Source organism: Halomonas zincidurans B6, from assembly GCF_000731955.1.
Lineage (GTDB): Bacteria > Pseudomonadota > Gammaproteobacteria > Pseudomonadales > Halomonadaceae > Modicisalibacter > Modicisalibacter zincidurans.
The window spans coordinates 1,686,350-1,711,690 of the sequence record NZ_JNCK01000001.1 but is presented as its reverse complement, the minus strand read 5'-3'; the positions used below and the strand labels follow the sequence as shown (position 1 = coordinate 1,711,690).

Annotated in this window: 24 protein-coding genes; 20 read left to right on the top strand and 4 right to left on the bottom strand. The window is 65.5% G+C overall.

Annotated elements, in window-relative coordinates; genetic code table 11:
* Positions 1–8: 8 nt before the first annotated feature.
* Positions 9–1,652 (bottom strand): electron transfer flavoprotein-ubiquinone oxidoreductase, encoded by a 1,644-nt coding sequence (locus tag HALZIN_RS0107980; RefSeq protein WP_031383703.1) that lies wholly within the window; start codon positions 1,650–1,652, stop codon positions 9–11.
* 351 nt (positions 1,653–2,003) lie between these two features.
* On the opposite strand from HALZIN_RS0107980, the gene HALZIN_RS0107975 reads away from it, so the two are divergent.
* From HALZIN_RS0107975 to HALZIN_RS0107940, 8 genes are all read left to right on the top strand, one after another.
* Positions 2,004–2,762 carry an electron transfer flavoprotein subunit beta/FixA family protein gene (locus HALZIN_RS0107975; RefSeq protein WP_031383702.1) on the top strand — a complete coding sequence of 253 codons (759 nt, stop codon included), beginning with the start codon at positions 2,004–2,006 and terminating at the stop codon, positions 2,760–2,762.
* A 14-nt stretch (positions 2,763–2,776) separates the two neighbouring features.
* On the top strand, positions 2,777–3,715 hold the full coding sequence (locus HALZIN_RS0107970) for an electron transfer flavoprotein subunit alpha/FixB family protein (protein WP_031383701.1): 939 nt from the start codon (positions 2,777–2,779) through the stop codon (positions 3,713–3,715).
* A 185-nt stretch (positions 3,716–3,900) separates the two neighbouring features.
* On the top strand, positions 3,901–4,758 hold the full coding sequence (locus HALZIN_RS0107965) for a DUF3450 domain-containing protein (protein WP_236254973.1): 858 nt from the start codon (positions 3,901–3,903) through the stop codon (positions 4,756–4,758).
* On the top strand, positions 4,755–6,146 hold the full coding sequence (locus HALZIN_RS0107960) for a MotA/TolQ/ExbB proton channel family protein (RefSeq protein WP_031383699.1): 1,392 nt from the start codon (positions 4,755–4,757) through the stop codon (positions 6,144–6,146). The genes HALZIN_RS0107965 and HALZIN_RS0107960 overlap by 4 nt, the downstream gene beginning before the upstream one ends.
* Entirely contained in the window at positions 6,130–6,663 is a 534-nt protein-coding gene (locus tag HALZIN_RS0107955; RefSeq protein WP_031383698.1) for a MotA/TolQ/ExbB proton channel family protein, read from the top strand. Before HALZIN_RS0107960 ends, HALZIN_RS0107955 begins: the two co-directional genes overlap by 17 nt.
* Complete coding sequence (locus tag HALZIN_RS0107950; protein WP_031383697.1) at positions 6,656–7,060, top strand: ExbD/TolR family protein; 405 nt, start codon at positions 6,656–6,658, stop codon at positions 7,058–7,060. The genes HALZIN_RS0107955 and HALZIN_RS0107950 overlap by 8 nt, the downstream gene beginning before the upstream one ends.
* Positions 7,060–7,821: an energy transducer TonB gene (locus HALZIN_RS0107945; RefSeq protein WP_031383696.1), complete on the top strand. Its 762-nt coding sequence runs from the start codon at positions 7,060–7,062 to the stop codon at positions 7,819–7,821. The genes HALZIN_RS0107950 and HALZIN_RS0107945 overlap by 1 nt, the downstream gene beginning before the upstream one ends.
* A 5-nt stretch (positions 7,822–7,826) precedes the next feature.
* Positions 7,827–9,077: a hypothetical protein gene (locus HALZIN_RS0107940; protein WP_051907435.1), complete on the top strand. Its 1,251-nt coding sequence runs from the start codon at positions 7,827–7,829 to the stop codon at positions 9,075–9,077.
* On the opposite strand, the gene xthA is transcribed toward HALZIN_RS0107940, so the two are convergent.
* Together xthA and HALZIN_RS0107930 are read right to left on the bottom strand one after the other, a co-directional pair.
* The gene (gene xthA / locus HALZIN_RS0107935; RefSeq protein ID WP_031383694.1) at positions 9,074–9,910 is read right to left on the bottom strand and encodes an exodeoxyribonuclease III; all 837 of its coding nucleotides are present in this window, start codon (positions 9,908–9,910) and stop codon (positions 9,074–9,076) included. The two genes, HALZIN_RS0107940 and xthA, sit on opposite strands and share 4 nt — an antisense overlap.
* Positions 9,910–10,152 carry a hypothetical protein gene (locus HALZIN_RS0107930; RefSeq protein WP_031383693.1) on the bottom strand — a complete coding sequence of 81 codons (243 nt, stop codon included), beginning with the start codon at positions 10,150–10,152 and terminating at the stop codon, positions 9,910–9,912. Before HALZIN_RS0107930 ends, xthA begins: the two co-directional genes overlap by 1 nt.
* Before the next feature lie 160 nt (positions 10,153–10,312).
* Here HALZIN_RS0107930 and rhlB point away from each other — a divergent pair, with 160 nt between their 5' ends.
* On the top strand, positions 10,313–11,587 hold the full coding sequence (rhlB, locus tag HALZIN_RS0107925; protein WP_031383692.1) for an ATP-dependent RNA helicase RhlB: 1,275 nt from the start codon (positions 10,313–10,315) through the stop codon (positions 11,585–11,587).
* Positions 11,588–11,617: 30 nt separating this feature from the next.
* On the top strand, positions 11,618–13,756 hold the full coding sequence (gene dinG / locus HALZIN_RS0107920) for an ATP-dependent DNA helicase DinG (RefSeq protein ID WP_031383691.1): 2,139 nt from the start codon (positions 11,618–11,620) through the stop codon (positions 13,754–13,756).
* A gap of 101 nt (positions 13,757–13,857) precedes the next feature.
* Here the strand turns inward: dinG and HALZIN_RS0107915 are convergent, their stop codons facing one another.
* A complete protein-coding gene (locus HALZIN_RS0107915; RefSeq protein ID WP_031383690.1) occupies positions 13,858–14,940 on the bottom strand; it encodes a 3-deoxy-7-phosphoheptulonate synthase in 1,083 nt (360 codons plus the stop codon).
* A 280-nt stretch (positions 14,941–15,220) separates the two neighbouring features.
* Between HALZIN_RS0107915 and rpoE the strand changes: the two genes are divergently transcribed.
* From rpoE to pdxJ, 10 genes are all read left to right on the top strand, one after another.
* On the top strand, positions 15,221–15,826 hold the full coding sequence (gene rpoE, locus HALZIN_RS0107910) for an RNA polymerase sigma factor RpoE (protein WP_031383689.1): 606 nt from the start codon (positions 15,221–15,223) through the stop codon (positions 15,824–15,826).
* Positions 15,827–16,024: 198 nt separating this feature from the next.
* Positions 16,025–16,729: a sigma-E factor negative regulatory protein gene (locus tag HALZIN_RS0107905; RefSeq protein ID WP_031383688.1), complete on the top strand. Its 705-nt coding sequence runs from the start codon at positions 16,025–16,027 to the stop codon at positions 16,727–16,729.
* Complete coding sequence (locus HALZIN_RS0107900) at positions 16,729–17,730, top strand: MucB/RseB C-terminal domain-containing protein (protein WP_031383687.1); 1,002 nt, start codon at positions 16,729–16,731, stop codon at positions 17,728–17,730. The genes HALZIN_RS0107905 and HALZIN_RS0107900 overlap by 1 nt, the downstream gene beginning before the upstream one ends.
* 179 nt (positions 17,731–17,909) lie before the next feature.
* The gene (locus HALZIN_RS0107895; RefSeq protein WP_031383686.1) at positions 17,910–19,352 is read left to right on the top strand and encodes a DegQ family serine endoprotease; all 1,443 of its coding nucleotides are present in this window, start codon (positions 17,910–17,912) and stop codon (positions 19,350–19,352) included.
* 186 nt (positions 19,353–19,538) lie between these two features.
* Positions 19,539–21,356: a translation elongation factor 4 gene (gene lepA, locus HALZIN_RS0107890; RefSeq protein WP_031383685.1), complete on the top strand. Its 1,818-nt coding sequence runs from the start codon at positions 19,539–19,541 to the stop codon at positions 21,354–21,356.
* 13 nt (positions 21,357–21,369) lie between these two features.
* Positions 21,370–22,173 (top strand): signal peptidase I, encoded by an 804-nt coding sequence (lepB, locus tag HALZIN_RS0107885; RefSeq protein WP_031383684.1) that lies wholly within the window; start codon positions 21,370–21,372, stop codon positions 22,171–22,173.
* Between the two features lie 47 nt (positions 22,174–22,220).
* Entirely contained in the window at positions 22,221–22,910 is a 690-nt protein-coding gene (gene rnc, locus HALZIN_RS0107880; protein ID WP_031383683.1) for a ribonuclease III, read from the top strand.
* Entirely contained in the window at positions 22,907–23,809 is a 903-nt protein-coding gene (gene era, locus HALZIN_RS0107875; RefSeq protein WP_031383682.1) for a GTPase Era, read from the top strand. Before rnc ends, era begins: the two co-directional genes overlap by 4 nt.
* A gap of 2 nt (positions 23,810–23,811) precedes the next feature.
* Positions 23,812–24,510: a DNA repair protein RecO gene (gene recO / locus HALZIN_RS0107870; protein ID WP_031383681.1), complete on the top strand. Its 699-nt coding sequence runs from the start codon at positions 23,812–23,814 to the stop codon at positions 24,508–24,510.
* A gap of 44 nt (positions 24,511–24,554) precedes the next feature.
* Positions 24,555–25,340 carry a pyridoxine 5'-phosphate synthase gene (pdxJ, locus tag HALZIN_RS0107865; protein WP_031383680.1) on the top strand — a complete coding sequence of 262 codons (786 nt, stop codon included), beginning with the start codon at positions 24,555–24,557 and terminating at the stop codon, positions 25,338–25,340.
* Position 25,341 lies beyond the last annotated feature (1 nt).

Here is a 25,341-nt window from a genome sequence, read left to right as displayed (position 1 = left end):
CCTGACCCTCACATGTTGGGGTAGTTGGGCCCGCCGCCGCCCTCCGGGGCGACCCAGGTGATGTTCTGCGCCGGGTCCTTGATGTCGCAGGTCTTGCAGTGGATGCAGTTCTGGAAGTTGATCTGAAAGCGCGGCTGGCCGCTATCGTCCTCGACCACTTCGTAGACGCCCACCGGGCAGTAGCGCTGTGCCGGTTCGTCGAATTTCGGCAGGTTGTCGCGGATCGGTATGTCCGGATCGGCAAGCCTTAGATGGCAGGGCTGATCTTCCTCGTGATTGGTGTTCGACAGGAACACCGACGAGGGCTTGTCGAAAGACAGCTTGCCGTCCGGCTTGGGATAATCGATCGGCGTGGCCGCATCGCGGGTCCTGAGCCGGGCATGGTCGGGGGTGGTGTCGTGGACCTTGGGCAGCCTGCCGCCGAGCAGTTGGTCGGCGAAGTTGTAGGCGCCACCGAGCAGGGTGCCGTACTTGTGGATTGCCGGGCCGAAGCTGGCGGTCTCCTTGAGTTCCGCATAGGCCCAGCTCTGTTCCCAGCGGGTCATGAAGCGGCTCAGTTCGTTGCCGCCCTCGTCGCCGTCGGCTATTGCCTCGAAGACCGTCTCGGCGGCGATCAGCCCCGATTTCATCGCCGTATGCAGGCCCTTGATCTTGGCGAAGTTGAGCGTGCCGGCATCGCAGCCAATCAGCAAGCCGCCGGGGAAGCACATCCTGGGCAGACAGTTGAGCCCCCCCTTGGTGATCGCCCTGGCGCCATAGGCGACCCGCGAGCCGCCCTCCAGGTACTGCTTGAGCAGCGGATGATGCTTCATGCGCTGGAACTCGTCGAACGGCGAGAGATAGGGATTGGCGTAGGCCAGGTCGACGATCAGCCCGACCACGACCTGCTGATTCTCGGCATGGTAGAGAAAGAACCCGCCCTGGGTGTCCGTGGGCAGCGGCCAGCCCGAACCATGCACCACCAGACCCGGCTGATGCTTGTCGGCGGGCACGTCCCAGAGTTCCTTGAGACCGATGCCGTAATGTTGCGGGTCCTTGCCGGCGGCCAGATCGTAGCGTTCGATCAGGCGCTTGCCGAGATGGCCGCGCGAGCCTTCCGAGAACAGCGTGTACCTGGCGCGCAGCTCCATGCCCGGCATGTAGCCGCTCTTCTCGCTGCCATCGGCGGCCACGCCCATGTCGCCGGTGATGATGCCGCGCACGCCGCCATCGGCGTCATGGAGCACTTCCTGGGCGGCGAAGCCGGGGAAGATCTCGACGCCCAGCGCCTCGGCCTGCTCGCCGAGCCAGCGGCATAGATTGCCGGCGCTGATCACGTAGTTTGGTGAGTGGCCCCCGGCGTTGTGCATGCTCCTGGGCACCAGAGCGTTGGGCAGCTTCTGCGCCGACTCGCCATCCTTGAGCAGGTAGACCTCGTCGTGGCTGGCCGGCGTGGTCAGCGGCGCGCCGCGCTCGGCCCAGTCGGGAAACAGCTCGTCCAGCGCGCGGGTCTCGAAGATCGCCCCGGAAAGAATGTGGGCACCGACTTCGGAGCCTTTCTCGACCACGCAGACGCTGAGTTCGCGTTCGGCCTGGTTGGCCTGCTGCATCAGGCGGCAGGCAGCGGACAGGCCGCTGGCGCCGGCACCGACGATGACAACGTCGAAGTCCATGTATTCGCGTTCCACGGCTCGTCTCCTCCTCAAGCGACATCATTGATGGGCGATGTCGGCCCGGTAGCCGTATCGAGCTGGCGCTCGGTTGTCAGGCTTGGCCTACCGGGCATGTCTTTAGGTAATATCGCGATTATTGCCACTATAATTAAAACGGTCGTTTGCTTCTACTCCCGTTTGCTGCTAGTCATATTCTCCTGCAAGACTGGCGACAAGCACTTATGCAGATGCCGGATGCCAGCTTGGGCGGCTTTGTAAGCTGTGGCAAACTAGAATGCAGGTCTCAACCCTATCAAACGCTTGCATGAGTCGACACGAAATGCCGGCCGGTTCCAATCTAGCGAGGACGCCATGAAAGTACTCGTCGCGGTCAAACGCGTCATCGATTACAACGTCAAGATCCGCGTCAAGGCGGACAACTCCGACGTCGATCTGACCAACGTCAAGATGGCCATGAACCCGTTCTGCGAAATCGCCGTGGAAGAGGCGGTGCGGCTCAAGGAGCAGGGCGTGGCCAGCGAGATCGTGGCCGTCACCGTGGGTCCCAAAGCGGCGCAGGAGCAATTGCGCACCGCGCTGGCGCTGGGTGCCGACCGGGCCATTCACATCGAGACCGCGGATAGCGACGGCACGATCGAATCACTGGCGGTGGCCAAGCTGCTGGCCAAGGTCGTCGAGGCCGAACAGCCCGGGCTGGTGATTCTCGGCAAGCAGGCGATCGATACCGACAACAATCAGACCGGCCAGATGCTGGCCGCGCTGACCGGCATGGGCCAAGGCACCTTCGCCTCCAAGATCGCTGTCCAGGAGGGCACCGTCAACGTCACCCGCGAAATCGACGGCGGCCTGCAGACCGTCGCCCTCAAGCTGCCGGCGATCGTCACCACCGACCTGCGCTTGAACGAGCCGCGCTATGCCAAGCTGCCCGACATCATGAAGGCCAAGAAGAAGCCGCTCGATACCCGGACGCCGGCCGATCTGGGTGTGGATATCGCGCCGCGCATTCGCCAGCTCAAGGTCGAAACCCCGGCCGAGCGCAAGGGCGGCATCAAGGTGGGCTCGGTGGACGAGCTGATCGACAAACTCAAGAACGAAGCCAAAGTGCTTTGAAAGGAGCTGATCTCATGAGCATTCTGGTCCTCGCCGAACACCACGACGGGCAGCTCGCCGGCGCCACCGCCCACGTCGTCGAGGCGGCCCGCCAGATCGCCCAGTCCGCTGGCGGTGACGTCGACGTGCTGGTCGCCGGCGACAACGTCGCCGCCGTCGCCGATGCTGCCACTCGGCTGGAAGGCGTGACGCGAGTGCGCGTCGCCGATAACGCGGTCTACGCCCATCAACTCGCCGAACCGCTGGGCGAATTGCTGGCGGCACTCGCCGACGAGTACACGCACGTACTTGCCGCCGCCTCGACCAATGGCAAGAATGTGTTGCCGCGGCTTGCCGCGCTCAAGGATGTCGCCGCGATTTCCGAGATTCTCGATGTCGTCGATGCCGGGACTTTCAAGCGGCCGATCTATGCCGGCAACGCCATCGCCACCGTACAGTCCGACGATGCGCTCAAGGTGCTGACCGTACGCACCACGGCGTTCGAGGCGGTTGGCGAAAGCGGCGGCGCCACTCAGCAAGCCGTCGACATCGTCGTCGACAATGCCCTGTCGAGCTTCGTCGGCGAAGAGCTGGCGGCCAGCGAGCGCCCCGAGCTGGGCAGCGCCAGGATCGTCATCTCGGGCGGCCGCGGCATGGGCAACGGCGACAACTTCAAGCTGCTCGACGGCATCGCCGACAAGCTCGGTGCGGCGATCGGCGCCTCGCGGGCGGCGGTCGACGCCGGCTTCGTGCCCAACGACATGCAGGTCGGCCAGACCGGCAAGATCGTCGCACCGGAGCTGTACATCGCGGTGGGCATCTCCGGGGCGATTCAGCACCTGGCGGGGATGAAGGACTCCAAGGTGATCGTCGCGATCAACAAGGACGAGGAGGCGCCGATCTTTCAGGTCGCTGACTATGGTCTCGTCGGCGACCTGTTCGAGATCCTGCCGCAGCTCGAGCAGAAGCTGTAGCCCAGTAACGCTCAAGCTCGCGTATTGCATGCCCGACCTCCCAGGCCGGCCCTCTCGGGCCGGCCTTTGCACGTGAGCGTCGAATATCGTCGCGCGGCTGCGTTGATAATGGTTATATTTTGTATTAGCGTGGCGATCATTTCCTCGGCACGCCGCCGAGCCGATAGCCGGATCGGAGCAGTGCAGTGAATAAGCGGATCATGACGATGGGCAACGCACCGCGGCGTAGCGGCTATGCGTTGCTGGCCTGCCTGGCGTTGCTGGGCAGCGCTCAGGTGCAGGCCCAGGACGAAGGGCGGGAAGCGCCGGTGGAAGATGTACTTGTGGAAGAAAGCCTCGAGGCCCAGCAGAACCAGGCGCAGCTCCAGCAGAAGATCGATGCCGCCGACGACACCTCGCGCGACGCGCTGCGCGAATTGCGTCGCGTCGAGCGCCAGGCGCAACGGCTCGAAGCCTATAACGAAGAGCTGGCGCGCCAGGTTGACGAGCAGGGCAAGGCTGTCGAGCGCCGCCAGCGTGGCGTCGAGCAACTCGGCAATGCCGAAGAGCGCCTGCCGGTACTGACTCGCCAGTTGGCGGCTCGCCTCGAGCGACTGGTCGCGGCCGATATGCCGTTTTTGTACGACCAGCGCCAGGCGCGCCTGGCGAGCCTTAATCGGATGCTCGACAGCGGCGAGCTGTCAGCCGCCGACAAGCTGGATCGGGTGCTTGCCGCCTGGCGCGCCGAACTGGATTACGGCCGTGAGGTGGATGCCTGGCAGGGCTCGCTCAAGACGCAAGGCGACAGTCTCGAGGTCGACTACCTGCGCCTGGGCCGGTTGGGCTGGTATTACCTGACCGCCGATGGCCAGCAGGGCGGTGTCTGGCGCAGCAAGGAGCAGGCCTGGCAAGCGCTCGACGATGAAGCGCTGGGCGAGGTGCGCAAGGGGCTGCGCATCGCCCGCCAAGAACGCGCACCGGCGTTGCTCGATCTGCCGCTGTCGGTAACGCCCGAACAAGGTCAGCTCCAGTCATCGCAGCAGAGTCAGGAGGACGCATCATGAGGCGATTGCTCGCGATGAGTGCGCTGACCGCTGCGCTATTGTCACCCTTGGCGCTAGCCCAGCAGTCGCCGGGGCAAGCTGCCGGCGACGCGGCGCCGTCGCTATCTCAGGTGCTCGAGGATTTTCGCGCCGACAGTCAGGCGGCCACCAACCGCGACAGGCAGCGTCTGACGGCCTTGCTCGATGACCGCGACGCGCTCGAAGCCGCCCTGAACAAGGCCCAGGCACGGTTGACGGCGGCCGAGCAGCGCCGCGCTGCGCTGGAAAGCCAGCGCAGCGAGCAGCGCCAGCGCCTGGATCGGTTGCGCGAACAGGCCGGCAATCAGACCGGCGATCTGGGTGGGGTTCAGGGCGTCATCAGCCAGCGGATCGGTGCCTTGCGCGATGATCTTGGCGATAGCTGGCTCACGCTAGGCAGCAGCGTCAGTCTGCCCGAGCGGCCGGCCGACGATGCGTTGCTCGATCTCGACACCCTGGTGGCGCTCGGCGAGAGCCTGGCGCAACTGACCGCGGAAAGTGCTCGTGTGGTGCGCTTCGCGGCCCCGGTGGCCGGTCGCAGCGGTGAATTGAACCGGCGCGAGGTCATGCGTGCAGGGGCGTTCGCCGCCTTCAGCGAGGGCCAGTTGCTGCGTCAGCCGGGTAACGGCGAGGCGCTGGCGGTGATCGAGCGCACACCCCAAGAGATCAGCGAGGCTCTGCGCGCGTATCAGCAGGGCCAGCGCGAGGCGCTGCCGCTCGATCCGAGCCAGGGGCAGGTGCTCAAGGCGCTGACGCAGCGTCCCGATGTCTGGCAGCGCTTTCAGCAAGGCGGTTACGTCGGCTATGTCATCGTTGCGCTGGGCGTGCTGGGTCTGCTGGTCGCGGTGTCCCAGTACGCTTATCTGTTGCTCGTGTCGCAGCGCCTGCGCCGGCAGCTGCGCGATGCGACGACGCTGCGTGATGACAACCCGTTGGGGCGCATCCTCAAGCGCTTCCAGGCGCTGGGCGAGGGCCATGCGCCCGAGGCCCTCGAGGCGCGTCTCGACGAGGCGCTGCTCGCTGAGCAGCCACGTCTCGAACGCGGCCAGCCGCTGGTCAAGTTGCTCGCCGCGGTAGCGCCACTGCTCGGCCTGCTGGGTACGGTGACCGGGATGATCGTTACCTTTCAGTCGATCACCGTGTTCGGCACCGGCGACCCGCAATTGATGGCCGGCGGGATCAGCCAGGCGCTGGTCACCACCGTGCTGGGGCTGATCACGGCGGTGCCGCTGCTGTTTGCGCAGACCGCACTGGCCAGCCGCAGCCGTAGCCTGGTCGGTCTGCTCGAAGGACGTGCCAGCGCGGTACTGGCCGATCATCTCGAGGGCCGCCAGCGCCATCCGGAGAGCCGTCATGCCCACCCTGCTTGAGCCCTTGGCACGGCTGGTGGAAGCCGGCGGCATCGTGCTGGTGATGATCGCCATGGTGGCCATGGCGCTGTTCTCGCTGGCGCTGGAGCGTGGGCTCTACTGGCGCTTTACTCACCGCCGTGCGCGCCGCGAGCTGATCGAGCGCTGGACATCGCGCTCCGAGCACATCAGCTGGAGCGCGCTGACCCTGCGTGAGGTCTGGACCCGCGAGCTGATGGCGCGTTTGCGGCGTCCGCTGCCGTGGCTGAAGTTGCTGGTTGCGCTGTGCCCGTTGCTGGGGTTGCTGGGCACCGTGACCGGCATGATCCAGGTCTTCGACAGCCTGGCGTTGACCGAGGTCGGTCAGGCCCGGGCGATGGCCGACGGGGTCGCGCGGGCGACCCTGCCGACGTTGACCGGCATGGCGATCGCGGTGGTCGGGCTATTGTTTACCACCCGGCTCGAGCAGGTCATTCGTCGCGAGGACCAGCGTCTTCACGACCGTATGGCGCGTGCCGTGGAGGCCAATCATGCGTAGACGGCGAATAAGCAACGGCGACGAGAGCGCCGAGGTCAACCTGACGCCGATGCTCGACGTGGTGTTCATCATGTTGATCTTCTTCATCGTCACCACCAGCTTTACCAAGGAAAGCGGCGTCGAGATCGAGCGTCCCGAGTCGTCGACCGCCAGCGCGCGTCCCGATGCCCAGGTGATGGTGGCCATCACCCCGGAGGGTGCGGTGTGGGTCGATGGCGAGCCGGTCGACGTGCGTCGCGTCGGTAGCGCGGTGGCCGGATTGGTCAGCGATCGTGGCGGCGTCGTGGTGCAGGCCGATCGCGAATCCACCACCGGGCTGCTGATCGAGGTCATGGATCGCATCCGCGAGGCCGGCGTCGACAATCTGGCGGTGGCGGCGACGCGAGGCGACCCCTGATGCGGCACCTGCTCGGTTCGCTGGGTGGCGTACTGCTGACGCTGGTGCTGTTGACGTTGCTGGCGCTGCTGGTCACGCCCCCGGTCGACGATCGCCCCGAGATCGAAAAGCCGCTCTCGATGTCGATGGTCGAGGCGCCCCGGTCGCAGTCCCGGGACAACGCTCCGGTACCGGCCCAGGCGGCGCCCGCGCCGCCCGCCCAGGCACCGCCGCCACCGCCCGCGCCGTTGCCGGCGCCGAGCCCGAGCAGTCCGGTTGCCATTCCGACGCCCGAGGTGCCGGCGATGGAGGCGCCCGAGGTGCCGCTGGACGAGAAGTTGCCGGAACTGACGGCCGAGCAGCCCGAGCCCGAGCCCGAGCCCGAGCCCGAGCCGACGCCTAAGCCCGAACCGGCGCCTAAGCCCGAACCCGCACCCGAGCGGGTCGCCGAGGCCGACGCGAGTGCCAGCGAGGCTTCCCAGCGGAGCGCCCAGGCGCCGACCGGCGCATCGGGGCCGGTGAGCTCGCCGCAGCCGACGCGCAAGGTGCCGCCGGAGTATCCCGCGCGTGCGCAGCGACGCGGCCTGGAAGGCTATGTCGAGGTGCGCTTCACGATTCTTCCCGACGGCAGCGTCGACAGCGATTCGCTGCGGGTAACCGACGCCGAGCCACGCAACGTCTTCGAGCGGGCAGCGCTGCGGGCGATCTCGCGCTGGCAGTTCCCCGAGTCCGCGTCGCCGCGCGAGGCACGTCAACGTCTGGTATTCCGGCTCACAGGATAGTCACGATGGATGCGCGCTGGTTCAACTCCGCCACTGTATTGCTCGCCGGCTTGCTGTCGTTGACGCTGATCAGCCAGACCTGGGCGGCACCGGCGCTGCGCCCGGATATGGTGGCGAGTCTCGAGCGCATGCAGTCGCGTCTCGACGCGGGCGATCCCGCGGCGCTGGCCGACGATGCCCGCGCCGCTGCACAGCGACTGCAAGGCGGCAATGCGGCCGATCGCTGGGCACGGGCGCTGTTTCTGCAGATCGCCGCGAATGCCGAACTGCGTCGTGACGATCCGCTTGCCGCGGCCGAGCTGCTGAGCCGGGCGCGAGGGCTTGACGGCATCGAGCGCGAATATCGTCGCCGCTGGCTGCGCCGGGAGGCGCGGTTGCGGTTGCGCGCCGGCCAGACCGCGCGCGGCGTCGAGCTGCTCGGGCAGTGGCTGGAGCAGGGTGACGCCGCGGGCGATGACGATCGCTGGCTGATGGCGCAGGGCTTGGCGCAGCTCGAGCGCTGGGACACGGCGGCCAAGTGGGTCGATCGCGCGCGTGGCGAGGGCAATGTCGCGAATGACCGGTATCTGCAGCTCGCCGCGAGCATCTACCAGCGCGCGGGGCGCGAGGATCAAGCCCTGGCGAGTCTCGATGCCTTGCTCGCCGGCGCCGAGGTGTCGGCGGATACCTGGCGGCGAGCCGCGGGGCTGGCTCAGCGGCTCGACCAGCCCGGCCGCGCCGCGGCAATCTGGGAAGCCGGCTGGCGGCGTGGCGCGTTGCAGGGCGAAGCCGCCCTGCGCCAACTGATTCAGCTGCACATGGCCGGCGGCACCCCGGCGCGCGCTGCCGAACATCTCGAGCGGGCGCTGGCCGATGGACGGCTGCAAGAGAGTCTGGCCAATCGCCGGCTATTGGCTCAGGCCTGGAGCGCGGCGCGCAATCGTGACGCGGCGCTCCAGGCCTGGCGCGCGGTCAGCGAGCGTAGCCAGGAGAGCGAGGATTGGCGTCAACTGGGTGAACTGGCCTACGCCTGGGGGCGCTGGGGAACGGCCATCGAGGCGCTGCGCCGGGCGCGCCAGGCCGGCGGGGCGACACCCCGCGACTGGCTGCTGGAAGGTGTGGCGGCACTCGAGCAGGGCGATCGCGATGCCGCCCGGGCGGCCTTCGAGGCGGCCCGCCAGGCGGGCGCCCAGCAGGCCGGGGCATGGCTGGATTCGCTTGAAAGCAGCAACGCTGGCGTCGGGGTGGCAAGTGCGAAGCAATCAGCGTCGGATTAGCCGGGCGACGGGAAGCCCGCCAGGTCCAGCTCCAGCCACACCGGCGCGTGATCCGACGGTCGGGTCATGCCGCGCAACGGATAGTCGATGCCGGCGTCACGGACCCGCTCGGCGAGCGGCTTGGTGAGCAAGATGTAATCGATGCGCAGGCCGCGCTTGGGATCGCGTTCGAAGCCGCGCGAGCGGTAGTCGAACCAGCTGAAGGTATCGCCATCCTCGGGGTGGCAGAGCCGGTAGCCGTCGTCCAGACCCCATGTCTTGAGGCGCTTGAGCCATTCGCGCTCTTCGGGCTGGAAGCTGGTCTTGCCTTCGCGCAGCCAGCGCTTGCGGTTGGGCTCGCCGATGCCGATGTCGCTGTCCTCGGGCGAGATATTGAAATCGCCCATCAGCGCGAGCCGCTGATCGGGGCGGAAGTCCCGCTCGAGATGCTCGCTGAGCTTGGCGTAGAAGGCGCGCTTGTGCGGATACTTGACCGGATGCGCGACGTTCTCGCCCTGCGGAAAATAGCCGTTCCAGACGATCAGTGCCTCGCCGTCATCGCCGATCAGGCGGGCGCCGATCAAGCGCCGCTGGGCATCCTCGCCATCGTCGGGCAGGCCGTAGAAGACCTCCTCGGGTTCGCGCCGGCACAGCAGGGCGACCCCGTAATGGCCCTTCTGGCCATGGTAATAGACATGGTAACCCAGCGCGTGGACGGCCTCGAACGGAAACTCGTCGTCGTGGACCTTGGTTTCCTGCAGGCCGATCACCGCCGGGCGGTGGCTTTCGATCAGCGCTTCGAGCTGATGCAGGCGCGCGCGCAGCCCGTTGATGTTGAAGGACACCAGGCGCATCATGTGTCTCCCTTCGGCGCGTCGCCATCGCGCGCATGAAGATCGAGCTTGCCCGCCTGTTGCTGGCGGGCCAGCTTGCGCGCAGCCTGAAGCTTGCGCTGCTGGCGTTTCTTCGCGGTGAAGCGGCGCGACGAGACGACCTCGTCGGGATTGTCGTGGCGCCAGCGGCGATAATCCTTGCGCTTGCCGGTACGGATGGTCACCTTGTCGGCCAGCGAGCGAGTCTTCTTCTTGCGCGTCATGTAGGGCGGTTTCCTGAATCGTGCCTGCGTGGATTCTACCAGTTCCTGGCCGGCTGCCGACAGGCTGACTCGCGATATGCGTGACGGGCTCTTGTTGCCAAGGGCTGGTACAATGGCGCCTTGATTACTTCCCATCGAACCGGAACAGAACTGCAAGCCTATGAGTGAGTCGGAAAAGACAGCCGCACCGGCCCAGAACCGCAAGCCCAAGCGTCGCCGCCGCAAGCCGCGCAAATCGCAGTCCAGCTGGGATCTGCGCCAGTTTCAGGTGCCGCCGGTCGCCGGCAAGTGGCGCTTCCACGACTTCGACCTGCCGCTGCCGTTGATGCGGGCGATCCATGCGCTGGGCTTCGAGTATTGCACGCCGATTCAGGCTGAAGCACTCAGCCAGACCCTGCTGGGCGGCGATGTGGTCGGCAAGGCCCAGACCGGCACCGGCAAGACCGCGGCTTTCCTGATCGCCGCGCTGACCTATTTTCTCGAGGAACCGGCGCCGGACGGCCAGAAACCGGGTACGCCGCGGGCGCTGATCGTCGCGCCGACCCGCGAACTGGCGCTGCAGATCGAGAAGGACGCCAAGGCACTGGCCCGCTTCACCTCGCTGAATATCGCCAGCGTGGTCGGTGGCATGGACTACCAGAAGCAGCGCGAACAGCTGGCCAGGAAGGTCGACCTGCTGATCGCCACGCCGGGTCGGCTGCTCGACTTTCACGAGAAGCGCGACGTCGATCTCAGTCAGACCGAAGTGCTGGTGCTCGACGAGGCGGATCGCATGCTGTCGATGGGCTTCATCCCCGACGTCAAGCGGATCATTCGCCATACGCCCAAGACCGAGGAGCGCCAGACCTTCCTGTTCTCGGCGACCTTCACCGAAGACATCCTCAACCTGGCCAGCCAGTGGACGCATCAGCCGGCGCACGTCGAGATCGAGGTCACCGTCGACAATGCCGCCGACATCGATCAGCGCGTCTATCTGGTCAGCGACGACGACAAGCAGCGGTTGCTGGTCAATCTGCTCAAGCAGGAATCCTTCGAGCGAGTCATGGTGTTCGGCAACCGCCGCGATCTGGTGCGCAAGCTCGACGAACTGCTGCGCAAGGCCGGCGTCGATGTCGCCATGCTGTCCGGCGACGTGCCGCAGAATCAGCGCATCAAGACCCTGGAACGCTTCCGCGAGGGCGAGCTGACGGTGCTGGTGGCGACCGACGTCGCCGGGCGCGGCATCCATATCGATGACGTCAGTCACGTCATCAACTACACCCTGCCCGAAGACCCCGAGGACTACGTGCATCGCATCGGGCGTACCGGTCGTGCCGGCGCCAAGGGCGTGTCGATCAGTTTCGTCGGTGAGGAGGACGCCTTCTCGCTGCCCGAGATCGAGCGCTACATCAATGACAAGCTGCCTTGTGAGCATCCGCCCGAAGGGCTGTTGTAGGGCTGGCGCAGGTATTGAAAGGATCGATCGATGCTCGACGAGCCCCTGAAGGACGAGATCCAGGCCGCCTATCGCCGGGTCCTCGAGGGCCTCGAGCTGACCCCGCGCTACGGCCAGCGGCTGATGATCGCCGAGATTGCGCGTACCCTGGCCGGCATCGAGGCCGACGACAGCGGGCGTAGGATCTCCCACGAGCACGTCTGCGTGCTCGAGGCTGGCACCGGCACCGGCAAGACGCTGGCCTATCTGTTGTCGGCGTTACCGGTGGCCCAGGCCCGCGGCAAGCGGCTGGTGGTCTCGACCGCCACGGTGGCGCTGCAGGAGCAGGTCCTTCATCAGGACCTGCCGGCACTCAAGCAACATAGTGGCCTGCAGTTCGACTACGCCCTGGCCAAGGGGCGCGGGCGCTATCTCTGCGTCGCCAAGCTCGATCAGGTACTCGACGGCGTCGAGGACAACCCGACCTACTCGCTGTTCGAGCAGGCCCTGGAATCGCGCGACGGCGACGACTTCCACGGCCTGGTGCAGGAGCTTGCCGAGGCCTACGGCACCGGCCGCTGGGAGGGCGATCGCGACAGCTGGCCGGTGGCCATCGAGGACGCCAGCTGGCGCAAGCTGACCACCGATCACCGCCAGTGCACCAACCGGCGCTGCGGCCACTTCAGCGCCTGCGCGTTCTTCCGCGCCCGTCGGCATCTCGACCAGGCCGACGTGATCGTCGCCAACCACGACCTGGTGCTCGCCGATCTGTCGCTGGGCGGCGGGGTGGTGCTGCCGCCGCCCAAGGACTGCATCTACGTCTTCGACGAAGGCCATCATCTGCCCGACAAGGCGCTCGAGCACTTCTATCACCGCTTTGGCGTCAACGCCACGCTGCGCTGGCTGCGCACGCTCAAGAAGTCGCTGACCGAATTGAATGCCGCGCTGGCGGTGCAGCCGACCCTGGCGCGGTTGCTGGCCGGTTTTCCCGAGTCGATCGCCGCGCTCGAGCCGCGCCTCGGCGAGGCCTATGCGCTGGGCCACAGCCTGGCCGAATTGCCCAATGGCGCCGGCGACGACACGCGCCATCACCGCTTCGCCATGGGCCGTGCGCCCCAGGCCCTGCGCGAGACGGCCACGGCGCTGGTCACGCCGTTCGCCGAGCTGTCGCGCAATCTCGAGACGATGTCCGACATCCTGCGCGAGAGTCTCGATCCCGACACGGCCACCGGGCTCGAGCGCGAGCAGGCCGAGCCCTGGTTGCCGCTGGTGGCGCTACTGCACGGACGCGCGCTCGAGGCGCATGCGCTGTGGCAGGCGATGGCCGCCGACGACAGCGAGGGCGAACCGCCGCAGGCGCGTTGGTTGACCTTCGATCAGCAGGGCGGCGAGAGCGAACTGACCTTCTCGGCGAGCCCGGTGTCGGCGGCGGAAACCCTGGCGCGCTACCTGTGGGGCAGTTGCTACGGGGCGGTGGTGACCTCGGCGACGCTGACCGCGCTGGGGCGCTTCGAGCGCCTGCAGGAGCGCGCCGGGCTGGCCAATCGCTATCGTTACCAGCGCCTGCCGAGTCCGTTCGATTATTCCCGGGCGGTGCTCAGCGTGCCCCGCGAGGCGGTCGACCCGAGCAATCGCGAGGCCCACGAACGAGCGATCGGCGAGTTCATCGCCGCGCTCGGCGAGCGCGAGGCGGTGCTCATGCTGTTCTCGTCACGGGCCCAGCTGCGCGCCGTCGAGAAGGCCTTGCCCGAGGCGCTGGCCCAGCGCGTGCTGGCCCAGGACCGGCTGCCCAAGCGTGAGCTGATCGATCGCCATCGCAAGCGCGTCGATGCCGGCGAGGGCAGCATCATCTTCGGTCTGGCGAGCTTTGCCGAGGGTATCGATCTGCCAGGACACTACCTGACCCATGTGGTGATCACCCGGCTGCCGTTCGCGGTGCCCGACGACCCGGTCGGCGCGACGCTGGCGGAGTGGATCGAGAGCCGCGGCGGCAATCCGTTCATGCGTATCTCGGTGCCCGATGCTTCGATCAAGCTGGTTCAGGCCTGCGGGCGGCTGATTCGCAAGGAAGCCGACGAGGGGCGCATCACGTTGCTCGACCGACGCGTGCTGACTCGCCGCTATGGACAGGCACTGCTCGATTCGCTGCCGCCTTTTCGTCGCGAGATCGATGGCCAGCCAAGTGCCTGATTGCGCAGAGTGACAGCTGAAAGACCGAGCGGATAGCCAGCGGGGCCGCTCGACGCAGACCCCGGTGTTTTTTGGTGCAGGGGAGATTGACGGAGTTACCCTCAGCTGCGCTTGTCGCGACGCGCGGCGAGGACCGGCTTGAGCTTGTCATCCATGCGCTTGAAGGTGTCTTCGGTGGTCGGCCAGTCGATACAGGCATCGGTGATCGACACGCCATATTCGAGCTGTGTGATGTCGTCGGGAATCTGCTGGCTGCCCCAGCCGATGTGCGACTCGACCATCAGGCCGATGATCGAGCGATTGCCTTCGAGGATCTGGTTGGTGACGTTTTCCATCACCAGCGACTGCAGCGCCGGGTCCTTGTTGGAATTGGCATGCGAGCAGTCGATCATGATATTGGCGGTGACGCCGGCCTTGGTCAGTTCCTGCTCGGCCAGCGCGACGCTGACGCTGTCGTAGTTGGGCTTGCCGTTGCCGCCGCGCAGCACGACATGCCCATAGGCATTGCCGCGGGTGCGTATCACCGCGACCTGGCCGGCCTGGTCGATGCCCAGAAAATTGTGCGGATGGGCGACCGACTTGAGCGCGTTGACCGCGACGTCGAGGCTGCCGTCGGTGCCGTTCTTGAAGCCCACCGGGCTCGACAGCCCCGAGGCCATTTCACGATGCGTCTGCGATTCGGTGGTGCGCGCGCCGACCGCCGACCAGCTGATGCAATCCTGAAGATACTGCGGCGAGATCGGATCGAGCGCCTCGGTGGCCAGCGGCAGCCCCATTTCGGTCAACTCGACGAGCAGGCGACGGGCGATATGCAGGCCCTCTTCGATCTCGAACGAGCCGTTGAGATGCGGATCGTTGATCAGCCCCTTCCAGCCGACCGTGGTGCGCGGTTTCTCGAAATAGACGCGCATCACGATATACAGGCTGTCGCTGACCTCGTCGGCAAGCTTGCGCAGGCGACGAGCATAGTCGCGAGCGGCCTCGACGTCGTGAATCGAGCAAGGGCCGACCACCACGATCAAGCGAGGGTCATCGCCGTCGAGGATCCGCTGGATGGTCTGGCGTCCCTCGATGATGGTCTTTTCGGAACTCGGGGAGAGGGGAATTTCCTGTTTCAGGGCGTCGGGCGTGATCAGGACATCCTGGGACAGGACGTTGAGATTGTTAACCTGCTGCTGGGACATTCAGCTACCTGCGATTCGGTCGGCAAGGGGAAAGCGCCTACTATCGCCCGGCTGGCGCGCTGAAATCAACGCCGTGATGATCGTCGAGCCCTGTGACGGGCTGCCAATCGTGCAAAAAAATCGCGCTATCTTGATGCGGGTCCCATAAACAGGAACACTGAGACGCTAAATCGCTATCCAGCCCCAGGTTGAATCAATGAATCGTAATTGCGCCATGGCCTTGCCGTGTTGCTTACCATCGGATCCGCTCATCGTCGATGCGCGCCTGGAGAGGCACTGAATGGCCAACCGGGAAACCGACCAGCAGCTTGTCGAGCGCGCCCAGCGAGGCGATAACCGGGCTTTCGATCTGCTGGTCAAGAAATACCAGCACAAGATCATTGGCCTGATCAGCCGCTACGTACACGATCATGCCGAAGTGAACGACGTGGCCCAGGAGGCCTTCATCAAGGCCTACCGGGCATTGGCCAACTTTCGTTCGGAGAGTGCCTTCTATACCTGGATGTACCGGATCGCCATCAATACCGCCAAGAATCATCTGGTGTCCAAGGGGCGCCGTCCGCCGGGCAGCGATCTGGACATCAGCGATGCCGAGGTCGTCGACCACAGCGGCCGGCTGTCCGACATCGAGACGCCCGAGGCGTCGATCGCCCGCGATCAGCTCGAGGCGGCGGTATTCGAGGCGATCGAGCGGTTGCCGGAGGATCTGCGTACGGCGATCACGCTGCGCGAACTCGATGGCCTGTCCTACGAGGACATCGCCAATATCATGCAGTGTCCGGTGGGCACGGTGCGCTCGCGGATATTCCGCGCGCGCGAGGCAGTGGACCGGCATATCCAGCCACTGCTCGAGAATCCGCGCAACCAGGACGTGGTTCAACAGTGAGCGGTTGACGAAATTCTACCGTCCGCGGCTGAACTGTCCGCGCTCAATGGCGTCTCAGTGGGTGTTCGTACGCCGCTGCGATGCAAGACATCATGAAAGTGGCGGCGTCTGGGCATGGGGTCGGATGTTTCCGTCAGTTCGGGACCTGCAGGCGGGTCGATTGCCGGCCTTATGCCTTGTCGACTGTGGGGGTGTGAGATGAATGACAAATTACGGGAATCGCTGTCCGCGTTGATGGACAACGAAGGCGATGAACTCGAGCTGCGCCGCGCGCTCAAGTCGCTCGACGATTCTCCCGAAACAGCCGACGTCTGGCGTCGCTATCATCTGGCACGCAGCCTTATGCGCCGCGAGCATGGCGTCGCGATGCAGGTCGATCTGTCGGCGGGAATAATCGCGCGGATCGCCGACGAGCCGGTCCCCACGCCTGGCGAGTCCGTCGTGGCCAGGCGTCATGGCGGCTTGTCGTTTTCGGGCAGCGCCGCGGTGGCAGCCACGGTGTCGGTACTGGTGATCTCGGGCGTCCAGGTCTACAACAGTCTCAATCCGGCTGCGCCTGACGAACTCACCCGTCAGACAGCGTCGGGCAGTGGGGTCGCAACCGGCGGGAACGGTGCCTCCCTGGCCAGTGCGCCGCTGGACGTCGATGCGCCGACCAGCCTGTCAGGGCTGTATCCTTCGTTCGGTGGCGGCAACAGTGGCGTGATGACGGTGGGCGCCGACCTGGGGGCGCCGATGTTCATGGCACCCAGCCAGCGTCAATCGCAGCGTGGCGATATCGAGCAGGCACGTCTGCTGCAGACCTATCTTGAACGTCATGCGCAAGGCGCGGCCTATCGCTCCGGCGAGCCCTGGATGCCGTTGCTGCGCGCTTCTGCCCAGGAGCCGATGAGCCCGCGGTGATGCGCACGTCGAAGAGAGCACCCTATATATCGGCGGCCTTGATGGCCGTCGTCTACCTGTTGTCCAGCGGCCTCGCTGTGTCCGACGAGAAGTCGTCGGGCGGCTTCGATTGCCGGCAGTTGGATCGGCTGGAGACTCCCGCATCGCCCATCGGCTGGCTGGAACGTAGCCTGTGGGCCAGTCGCTGCTATCTTTTTCAGGCGCGCGGCGTGCGCATCAGCGGCGACGGAGTGCGCACCCTGGCGCTCTCCCGCGCGATCCGCGACGGCGTCGAGCGCGAGGCGGCCAGCTATCTCGACGGTCCGGCGGTGGTCTACGAAGGCCATGGGCGCATCGCCCGAGACAGCCTCTCGGGGCTGGCTGTCGGTGGCGTTTCGCCGTCGGCGAGCCTGCCGATCATCGACAATCATTACCGCGTGTCGCTGGGCGGCGAGTCGCGGATTGCCGGGCGGCCGAGTGTCCGCCTGGATATCGAGCCGCTCGACAGCCTGCGCTACGGCCATCGGCTATGGCTCGACCGGTCGACGGGGCTGCCGCTCAAACGAGTATTGATAGATGCCGACGGGCAGATCATCGAAACTTTCCAGATGACCGAGCTCGACCAGCCGACGCTCTATGAAGGCGCTGTCGCGTTCGACGCTTCGACCGAAGTGCCGCCGCAACCCTGGCAGCTCGGCTGGTTGCCGACCGGTTATCGTTCCCTGGCATTGCCGCAGGCATCGAGCATCGATTCGCTGCCACTGGGTCATCGCCTGTATAGCGATGGCCTGGCGAGCTTCAGCGTCTTCATCGAACCGCTGGCAACGCCTGACCGGGCACTCACTCCCGGGCTGCACCGCCTGGGTGTGTCGTACGCCGCCGTACGCCACCTGCGTGTCGCCGGGCGCATCTACCAGGTGGTGGTGATGGGTGAGGTCCCGCCCGAGGTGCTGCGGCGTGTGGCCGCGCAAGTCGAGTACCGTCCTGCCGTCGCGTCCCAGCCACGATCGGCAACGCCGTGAGGGGGCTGCACGGGGCGGCATGGAACGGGTCTGTCAACGGCCGGCTGCCGATTTCACTGATCCCGCTGAACTCTTGCCCCGGGTCGCTATCAAACGGTTCGGGTGCATGCATGTCACTCTCGGTACTTGCCCCCGACCAACGGAGCGCCCGCTCCAGAACCATGACACAGGAGTTCCCGATGCAACGCATTACACGACAGCTCTCCATGTGGCTGATGGTCATGCTGGCCGTCGTCACGCTGCAGGCGCAGGCGGCGCAGTCCCAGGATCTGCCCGATTTCACCCAGCTGGTCAAGCAGGCCGCTCCCGGGGTCGTCAATATCTCCACGACCCGCGAGGTGCAGCGTACCAGCATGGGGCCCTGGGGCGGCCAGGGTCAGCAGGAGGTTCCGGAAATCTTTCGGCGCTTCTTTGGCGATCAGATCCCCTTCGGCCCTCCCGGCGGTAACGGCGGAGGCTCCGAGGAGCGCCGTTCGCTGGGCTCCGGATTCATCATCGGCGAGGATGGCTACATCCTGACCAATGCGCACGTGGTCAATGGCGCCGATGAGATCATGGTGCGCCTCAATGATCGCCGGGAACTCAAGGCCAAGCTGGTCGGCGCCGACAAGAAGACCGACGTGGCGCTGCTCAAGGTCGATGCCGACAACCTGCCGACGCTCAATATCGGCAACTCCGAGCAGCTCGAGGTCGGCGAGTGGGTTGCCGCCATCGGTTCGCCGTTCGGCTTCGATCATTCGGTGACGGCGGGTATCGTCAGCGCCATCGATCGCACGCTGCCCTCAGATGCCTATGTGCCGTTCATCCAGACCGACGTGGCGATCAACCCGGGCAATTCCGGGGGGCCGCTGTTCAACCTCGAGGGGGAAGTGGTCGGCATCAACTCGCAGATCTTCACCCGCAGCGGCGGCTTCATGGGTCTGTCTTTCGCGATCCCGATCAGCGTGGCGATGGACATCGCCGATCAGCTGCGCGAAAGCGGTCAGGTGAGTCGCGGCTGGCTGGGCGTGGTGATTCAGCCGGTATCGCGTGATCTGGCTGAGTCGTTCGGGCTCGACGGCCCGCGCGGGGCCTTGATCGCCGATGTCGCCGAGGGCGCACCGGCAGCCAAGGCCGGCCTGCAGGCGGGCGACATCATCGTCGCCGTGGATGGCCAGAAGGTCGATCAGTCGACCACGCTGCCGCGCCTGATCGGCAAGATCGCTCCGGGCGGAAAGGTCGAGCTCGAGCTGTTGCGCAACGGTGAGCAGCTGACCAAGGCGGTCACCGTCGGCGATTGGCCCGAAGAGCAGCAGGCGCTGGCCGGTGGCGCCCAGGGCGACGATTCACAGAGCCGCCTGGGCGTTGTGGTCAGCGCGCTGGAGAGCAACCAGCTCAAGCAGCTAGGCATCGATAGCGGGGTGCGTATCGTCGACATCGATCCGTCCGGTGCGGCGGCGGCGGCCGGTTTCAAGCCCGGTGACGTGATCGTTTCGCTGGATCAGAAACCCATCGAATCACCGCAACAGTTGGCCGAGGTCATTGGCCAGGTCGGCAAGGATCGCGTGGTTCCGGTGCGTCTGATGCGCGACGGCCGTTCGCTGTTCGTGGCGCTGCGGCTGGGCAACGACGACGCGGAATGAGGCGAGAGCGCGTCGCTCGTCAGTGAATGAGCGGGGCCCCACGGGGCCCCGTTGTGCGTCGGGCGCCTGCGCTTCGCTGTCCTTGCCGTGACCTTGCCGGTACAATGCCAGCCAGACATTTCGACATGCCGACTGCGACACTCTCGTCGCGCACTCAGGTGTGTTCATGAAACCGGATCGGGCTTAATGAGCAGCAACGAGAACCACAGAGAAATCAGTCATATACGCAACTTCTCGATCATCGCCCACATTGACCATGGCAAGTCCACGCTGGCCGATCGCATTATTCAGCTGTGTGGCGGATTGAGCGAGCGCGAGCTCAAGGAGCAGGTGCTCGACTCGATGGATCTGGAGCGCGAGCGCGGCATCACCATCAAGGCACAGTCGGTCACGCTGGATTACATCGCCGAAAATGGCGAGACCTACCAGCTCAATTTCATCGATACCCCCGGCCACGTCGACTTTTCCTATGAAGTGTCGCGCTCGCTGTACGCCTGCGAAGGAGCGCTGCTGGTGGTCGATGCCGCCCAGGGGGTCGAGGCCCAATCGGTGGCCAACTGCTACACCGCGATCACCCAGGATCTCGAAGTGTTGCCGGTGCTCAACAAGATCGATCTGCCCCAGGCCGATCCGGATCGCGTCGCCCAGGAGATCGAGGAGATTATCGGCCTGGATGCCGCCGATGCCTGCCAGGTCTCGGCCAAGACCGGAATCGGCATGGAAGCGCTGCTGGAACGCCTGGTGTGCGACATCCCGCCCCCCAGGGGCGATTCGCAAGGGCCGTTGCAGGCGCTGATCATCGATTCCTGGTTCGACAACTATCTGGGTGTGGTGTCGTTGATCCGGCTGTTCGACGGTACCCTGAAGAAGGGTGACAAGATCCGCATGAAGTCCACCGGACGCGATTGGGAAGCCACCGAGGTGGGTATCTTCACGCCCAAGCGCAAGCAGACCGGCGTCCTGCGTGCCGGTGAGGTGGGCTTCGTGGTGGCCGGCATCAAGGACATCCACGGTGCGCCGGTCGGCGACACCATCACCCATGCCAGGACGCCGGACACGCCGCGCCTGCCGGGTTTCCAGAAGGTCAAGCCGCAAGTCTACGCGGGCATGTTCCCGGTCAGCTCCGACGACTACGAGGAGTTTCGCGACGCGCTCGAAAAGCTGGCGCTCAATGATGCCTCGCTGGATTACGAGCCGGAGAACTCCGACGCGCTGGGCTTCGGCTTTCGGGTCGGTTTCCTGGGTACGCTGCACATGGAGATCATCCAGGAGCGGCTCGAGCGCGAATACGACCTGGATCTGCTGACCACTGCACCGACGGTGGTCTATGAGCTGGCGATGAACGACGGCGAGTTGCGCTACGTTGCCAACCCCTCGAAGCTGCCCGACATGGCCAGCGTCGATGAGATGCGCGAGCCGATCGTGCGTGCCAGCATGCTGGTGCCGCAGGAATTCGTCGGCAACGTGATCGCCGAATGCGAGCAGCGCCGTGGCGTGCAGCTCGACATGCAGTTCCTGGGCAATCAGATCCAGCTGGTCTATGAACTGCCGATGTCCGAAGTGGTGATGGACTTCTTCGATCGCCTCAAGTCGATTTCCAAGGGTTACGCTTCTCTGGATTACAGCTTCGAGCGCTTCCAGGTTGCCAAGCTGGTGCGCCTCGACGTGCTGATCAACGGCGACAAGGTCGACGCGCTGGCGGCGATCATTCATCGCGATCACGCCCAGGGGCGCGGCCGTGCGTTGGTCGAGAAGATGAAGGAGCTGATTCCGCGGCAGATGTTCGACGTGGCGATCCAGGCGACGATCGGCAGTCAGGTGGTGGCGCGCTCGACGGTCAAGGCGCTGCGCAAGAACGTGACCGCCAAGTGTTACGGCGGCGACGTGAGCCGCAAGAAGAAGCTGCTCGAGAAGCAGAAGGCCGGCAAGAAACGCATGAAGCAGGTGGGGCGCGTGGAAATTCCCCAGGATGCCTTCCTCGCCGTACTCAAGGTCAACGACTAGGAACTGATCACGCATGGACTTTTCGCTACTGCTGGTGGTGGCCGTGGCCGTCACGGGATTGGTATGGCTGCTGGACGTCACCTGGTGGCGGCGTCGACGCCTGGCGCGGCTGGCGTCGGTAGAGTCGGCGAACGGCGCCACACTGGATGACGGCACCCGGCGCAAGCTCGCTCGCGAGCCCTGGCCGGTCGACTATGCCCGCTCGTTCTTTCCGGTGCTGCTGGTGGTGTTGTTGCTGCGCAGTTTCCTGGCCGAGCCGTTCCAGATCCCCTCGGGCTCGATGCGGCCGACGCTGGAAATCGGCGATTTCATCCTGGTCAACAAGTTTGCCTACGGCTTGCGGCTACCGGTGACCAATACCGAGTTCGTCGACCTGGGCGAGCCGCAACGCGGCGACGTCATGGTGTTTCGCTTTCCTGAGGACCCCTCGGTCAATTTCATCAAGCGCGTGGTGGGGTTGCCGGGGGATCGCATCCGCTACGAAGGCAAGCAGCTCTACATCAACGGCGAACCGGTGCCCAAGGAGCTGGTCGACGAGAATCCCGAGGGCGCTCCGGGCGAGCTAGAATTCCGGGAATGGCTGGGCGAGCACGAGCATGCGCTCTACAACAACCCGCGCGATCCGGGCCCGCAGATGCGCGAGGTCACGGTGCCGCCGGGCCAGTATTTCGTGATGGGCGACAATCGCGATCATTCCAACGACAGTCGTTACTGGGGTTTCGTGCCCCAGGCCAATATCGTCGGCCAGGCCTTTGCCGTATGGATGAATTGGGACGGCGGCCTGCCGAGTTTCGACTCGGTCCGACTAATTCCTTGAGCGCTCGTGTCGCAACGTCTTCCAGCCCAATCGAGAGCAGCAGTTTTGTGAGCAATTCCCACAATGCCTTCAGCCGCCGTATCGGCTATCGTTTCCGCGATGCAAGCTTGCTGGAGCTAGCCTTGACCCACCGCAGCTATGGTGGGGACAACAACGAGCGCCTGGAATTCCTGGGCGATTCGATCGTCAACTTCGTCATCGGCGAGGCGCTGTTCCAGCGTTTCCCCCAGGCCCGCGAAGGTCAGCTTTCACGGTTGCGTGCGCGGCTGGTCAAGGGCCAGACGTTGGCCGAGCTGGCCCGTGAGTTCGAAATCGGCGAACAGCTTCGTCTGGGCTCCGGCGAGATGAAAAGCGGTGGCTTTCGGCGCGACTCGATCCTCGCCGACGCCATGGAGGCGGTGATCGGCGCGATCTATCTGGATGCCGGCATGGATGCGGTCAAGGCGCGAATCCTCGCCTGGTACGGCACCCGCCTGGAGTCGCTCGATCTGCTCGACACCCAGAAGGACCCCAAGACGCGCTTGCAGGAATTCCTGCAAGCGCGTCAGGCGCCGCTGCCGCGCTATGACGTGACCTGCGTGGAGGGCGAGGCGCATGCCCAGACCTTCACCGTGGAGTGTCACATCGACATGCTCGACAATCTCACACGCGGTGTGGGATCGAGCCGCCGTCATGCCGAGCAGGAAGCCGCACAGAAAGCGCTGGCCCTGCTCGACCCGCGAGGAGGCCGCCCATGAGCCAACAGACCTGTGGATTCGTCGCCATCGTCGGCCGTCCCAACGTCGGCAAGTCGACCTTGATGAACCGTATCCTCGGCCAGAAGATCTCGATCACCTCGCGGCGTCCGCAGACCACACGCCACCAGATAATGGGCATCAAGACCGACAAGGGCGCGCAGTTCATCTATGTCGACACGCCCGGCATGCATATCCAGTCCAGGGATCGCAACAAGGCGATCAACCGCTTCATGAACCAGGCGGCGACTCAGGCGTTGCGCGATGTCGACTGCGTGGTCTTGCTGATCGATCGTACCCGCTGGACAGACGAGGACGACGTGGTGCTGGACAAGCTCACCCACGTCAAGGCGCCGGTGATCCTGGCGGTCAACAAGGTCGATCGCCTGGGCGACAAGCGCGATCTGTTGCCCTGGCTCGAGACGCTGCAGGCCAAGCGCGAGTTCGCCGCGATCCTGCCGCTGTCGGCCAAGCACGGCAGCAACGTTGCCGAACTGGAAAGCGAGGTCGCCAAGTACCTGCCGGAAAGCATCCATTACTTCCCCGACGACCAGGTGACCGATCGCAGCCAGCGCTTTCTGGCCGCCGAACTGGTGCGCGAGAAAGTCATGCGCCAGCTCGGCGACGAGCTGCCCTACCAGATGACCGTCGAGATCGAGGAGTTTCGCGACGAACAGCGGATCATCCACATCAGTGCATTGATGCTGGTCGAGCGCCCGGGACAAAAGAAGATTCTGATCGGCGAGAACGGTGAGCGGATCAAGAGCATCGGTCGCGAGGCGCGCCTGGACATGGAGCGCGCCTTCGGCGCCAAGGTGATGCTCAACCTGTGGGTCAAGGTCAAGCGCGGCTGGTCGGATGACGATCGGGCGCTGAAGAGCCTGGGCTACAACCTGGATTGAGCATGCAGCCTCAGCCGGCGTATCTGCTGCACAAGCGTCCCTACCGCGAGACCAGCGCGCTGGTCGAGCTGCTGACCCTGGAACACGGCCGGGTGCGGGCGGTCGCCCAGGGCGTGCAGCGCGCCGGCAGCAAGAATCGCTCGCGACTCCAGCCGTTCGCGCCGCTGCACGTCACCTGGAGCGGCAACAACGAGCTCAAGCGCTTGCGGCTGATGGAATCCGGCGGCTCGGCGAGCCTGCTGGCCGGCGAAGGGCTGTTGTGCGGTCTGTACGCCAACGAGCTGTTGACTCGGCTATTGCCGCCGCTGCTGCCCGCCGCCGAGGTGTTTGCCTTCTATTCGGCGCTACTCGGCGAATTGCCGACCCCCGCGCGCCGCGCGGGGGCGCTGCGCCGGCTCGAAGTCACGCTGCTCGAGACGCTCGACGCCGAGCCGGTCTTCCGCGATCTCGACGAGCGCGAACTGGATCCCCAGGCGCGCTATGTCTATCGCGTCGCGCAACGTCACTTCCAGCTCGCCGATGACCCATCGGGTATCGACGGTCGCACCTTGCGTCTGCTCGCCCAGGGCGACTGGGCGAGCCCGGGCCTGGCGGGGGTCGCCAAGTCGTTGACGCGGGCGGCTCTGGCGCCTCTGCTGGGGGCGACGCCGTTGCGTTCACGCGAATTGATGCGACAGCTGGCGGCGCGTCGGCGACACTGATCGAGCGCACTTTGCCCCGATTCAGCCCAACCAAGGAGACAAGCATGCAGCCCCCGCGGATCCTGCTCGGCGTCAATATCGACCATGTCGCCACTCTGCGCCAGGCGCGCGGCACGCGCTATCCCGATCCGGTCCAGGCTGCGCTGCTCGCCGAACAGGCCGGTGCCGACGGGATTACCCTGCACCTGCGCGAGGACCGGCGGCATATCCAGGACGCTGATGTGCTGCGCCTGGCCGAAATGCTCAACACGCGCATGAATCTGGAAATGGCGGTCACCGAGGAGATGCTTGCGCTTGCCGAACGCGTGCGCCCGGCGCATGTCTGCCTGGTACCCGAAAAGCGTGAAGAGTTGACCACCGAAGGTGGGCTGGATGTCGTCGGTTCGCGTGCCCCGATCGCCGCGGCCTGCGAACGGCTGGCCGCCGCCGGCTGCGAGGTGTCGCTGTTCATCGACCCCGAGCCGGACCAGATACGCGCCGCTTTCGAGGCTGGCGCGCCGGTCGTCGAGTTGCATACCGGCGCCTATGCCGACGCGCATGGCGAAACCGCGCGCATCGAGCATACGCGCGTCGCGGCCGCCACCGAGCTGGCCCTCGAACTGGGCCTGACGGTCAACGCCGGGCACGGTCTCAATTATCACAACGTCGAGGCGATTGCCGCGATACCCGGCCTCACCGAGCTCAACATCGGCCATGCGATCATCGCTCGTGCGCTGTTCGTGGGGCTCAAGGAGGCCGTCGCCGAGATGAAACGCCTGGCTATCGCCGGCTACGAGGCCGGTTTCGTGGCGGCGCTGGACGACGGCCATGCGCATGAGCACGGGCGCTAGA

Excerpts from the sequence above, each read along its gene's own strand:
- HALZIN_RS0107980 (WP_031383703.1), bottom strand. The coding sequence starts at position 1,652 with ATGGACTTCGACGTTGTCATCGTCGGTGCCGGCGCCAGCGGCCTGTCC.
- HALZIN_RS0107975 (WP_031383702.1), top strand. The coding sequence starts at position 2,004 with ATGAAAGTACTCGTCGCGGTCAAACGCGTCATCGATTACAACGTCAAG.
- HALZIN_RS0107970 (WP_031383701.1), top strand. The coding sequence starts at position 2,777 with ATGAGCATTCTGGTCCTCGCCGAACACCACGACGGGCAGCTCGCCGGC.
- HALZIN_RS0107960 (WP_031383699.1), top strand. The coding sequence starts at position 4,755 with ATGAGGCGATTGCTCGCGATGAGTGCGCTGACCGCTGCGCTATTGTCA.
- HALZIN_RS0107955 (WP_031383698.1), top strand. The coding sequence starts at position 6,130 with ATGCCCACCCTGCTTGAGCCCTTGGCACGGCTGGTGGAAGCCGGCGGC.
- HALZIN_RS0107950 (WP_031383697.1), top strand. The coding sequence starts at position 6,656 with ATGCGTAGACGGCGAATAAGCAACGGCGACGAGAGCGCCGAGGTCAAC.
- HALZIN_RS0107945 (WP_031383696.1), top strand. The coding sequence starts at position 7,060 with ATGCGGCACCTGCTCGGTTCGCTGGGTGGCGTACTGCTGACGCTGGTG.
- HALZIN_RS0107940 (WP_051907435.1), top strand. The coding sequence starts at position 7,827 with ATGGATGCGCGCTGGTTCAACTCCGCCACTGTATTGCTCGCCGGCTTG.
- xthA (WP_031383694.1), bottom strand. The coding sequence starts at position 9,910 with ATGCGCCTGGTGTCCTTCAACATCAACGGGCTGCGCGCGCGCCTGCAT.
- HALZIN_RS0107930 (WP_031383693.1), bottom strand. The coding sequence starts at position 10,152 with ATGACGCGCAAGAAGAAGACTCGCTCGCTGGCCGACAAGGTGACCATC.
- rhlB (WP_031383692.1), top strand. The coding sequence starts at position 10,313 with ATGAGTGAGTCGGAAAAGACAGCCGCACCGGCCCAGAACCGCAAGCCC.
- dinG (WP_031383691.1), top strand. The coding sequence starts at position 11,618 with ATGCTCGACGAGCCCCTGAAGGACGAGATCCAGGCCGCCTATCGCCGG.
- HALZIN_RS0107915 (WP_031383690.1), bottom strand. The coding sequence starts at position 14,940 with ATGTCCCAGCAGCAGGTTAACAATCTCAACGTCCTGTCCCAGGATGTC.
- rpoE (WP_031383689.1), top strand. The coding sequence starts at position 15,221 with ATGGCCAACCGGGAAACCGACCAGCAGCTTGTCGAGCGCGCCCAGCGA.
- HALZIN_RS0107905 (WP_031383688.1), top strand. The coding sequence starts at position 16,025 with ATGAATGACAAATTACGGGAATCGCTGTCCGCGTTGATGGACAACGAA.
- HALZIN_RS0107900 (WP_031383687.1), top strand. The coding sequence starts at position 16,729 with ATGCGCACGTCGAAGAGAGCACCCTATATATCGGCGGCCTTGATGGCC.
- HALZIN_RS0107895 (WP_031383686.1), top strand. The coding sequence starts at position 17,910 with ATGCAACGCATTACACGACAGCTCTCCATGTGGCTGATGGTCATGCTG.
- lepA (WP_031383685.1), top strand. The coding sequence starts at position 19,539 with ATGAGCAGCAACGAGAACCACAGAGAAATCAGTCATATACGCAACTTC.
- lepB (WP_031383684.1), top strand. The coding sequence starts at position 21,370 with ATGGACTTTTCGCTACTGCTGGTGGTGGCCGTGGCCGTCACGGGATTG.
- era (WP_031383682.1), top strand. The coding sequence starts at position 22,907 with ATGAGCCAACAGACCTGTGGATTCGTCGCCATCGTCGGCCGTCCCAAC.
- recO (WP_031383681.1), top strand. The coding sequence starts at position 23,812 with ATGCAGCCTCAGCCGGCGTATCTGCTGCACAAGCGTCCCTACCGCGAG.
- pdxJ (WP_031383680.1), top strand. The coding sequence starts at position 24,555 with ATGCAGCCCCCGCGGATCCTGCTCGGCGTCAATATCGACCATGTCGCC.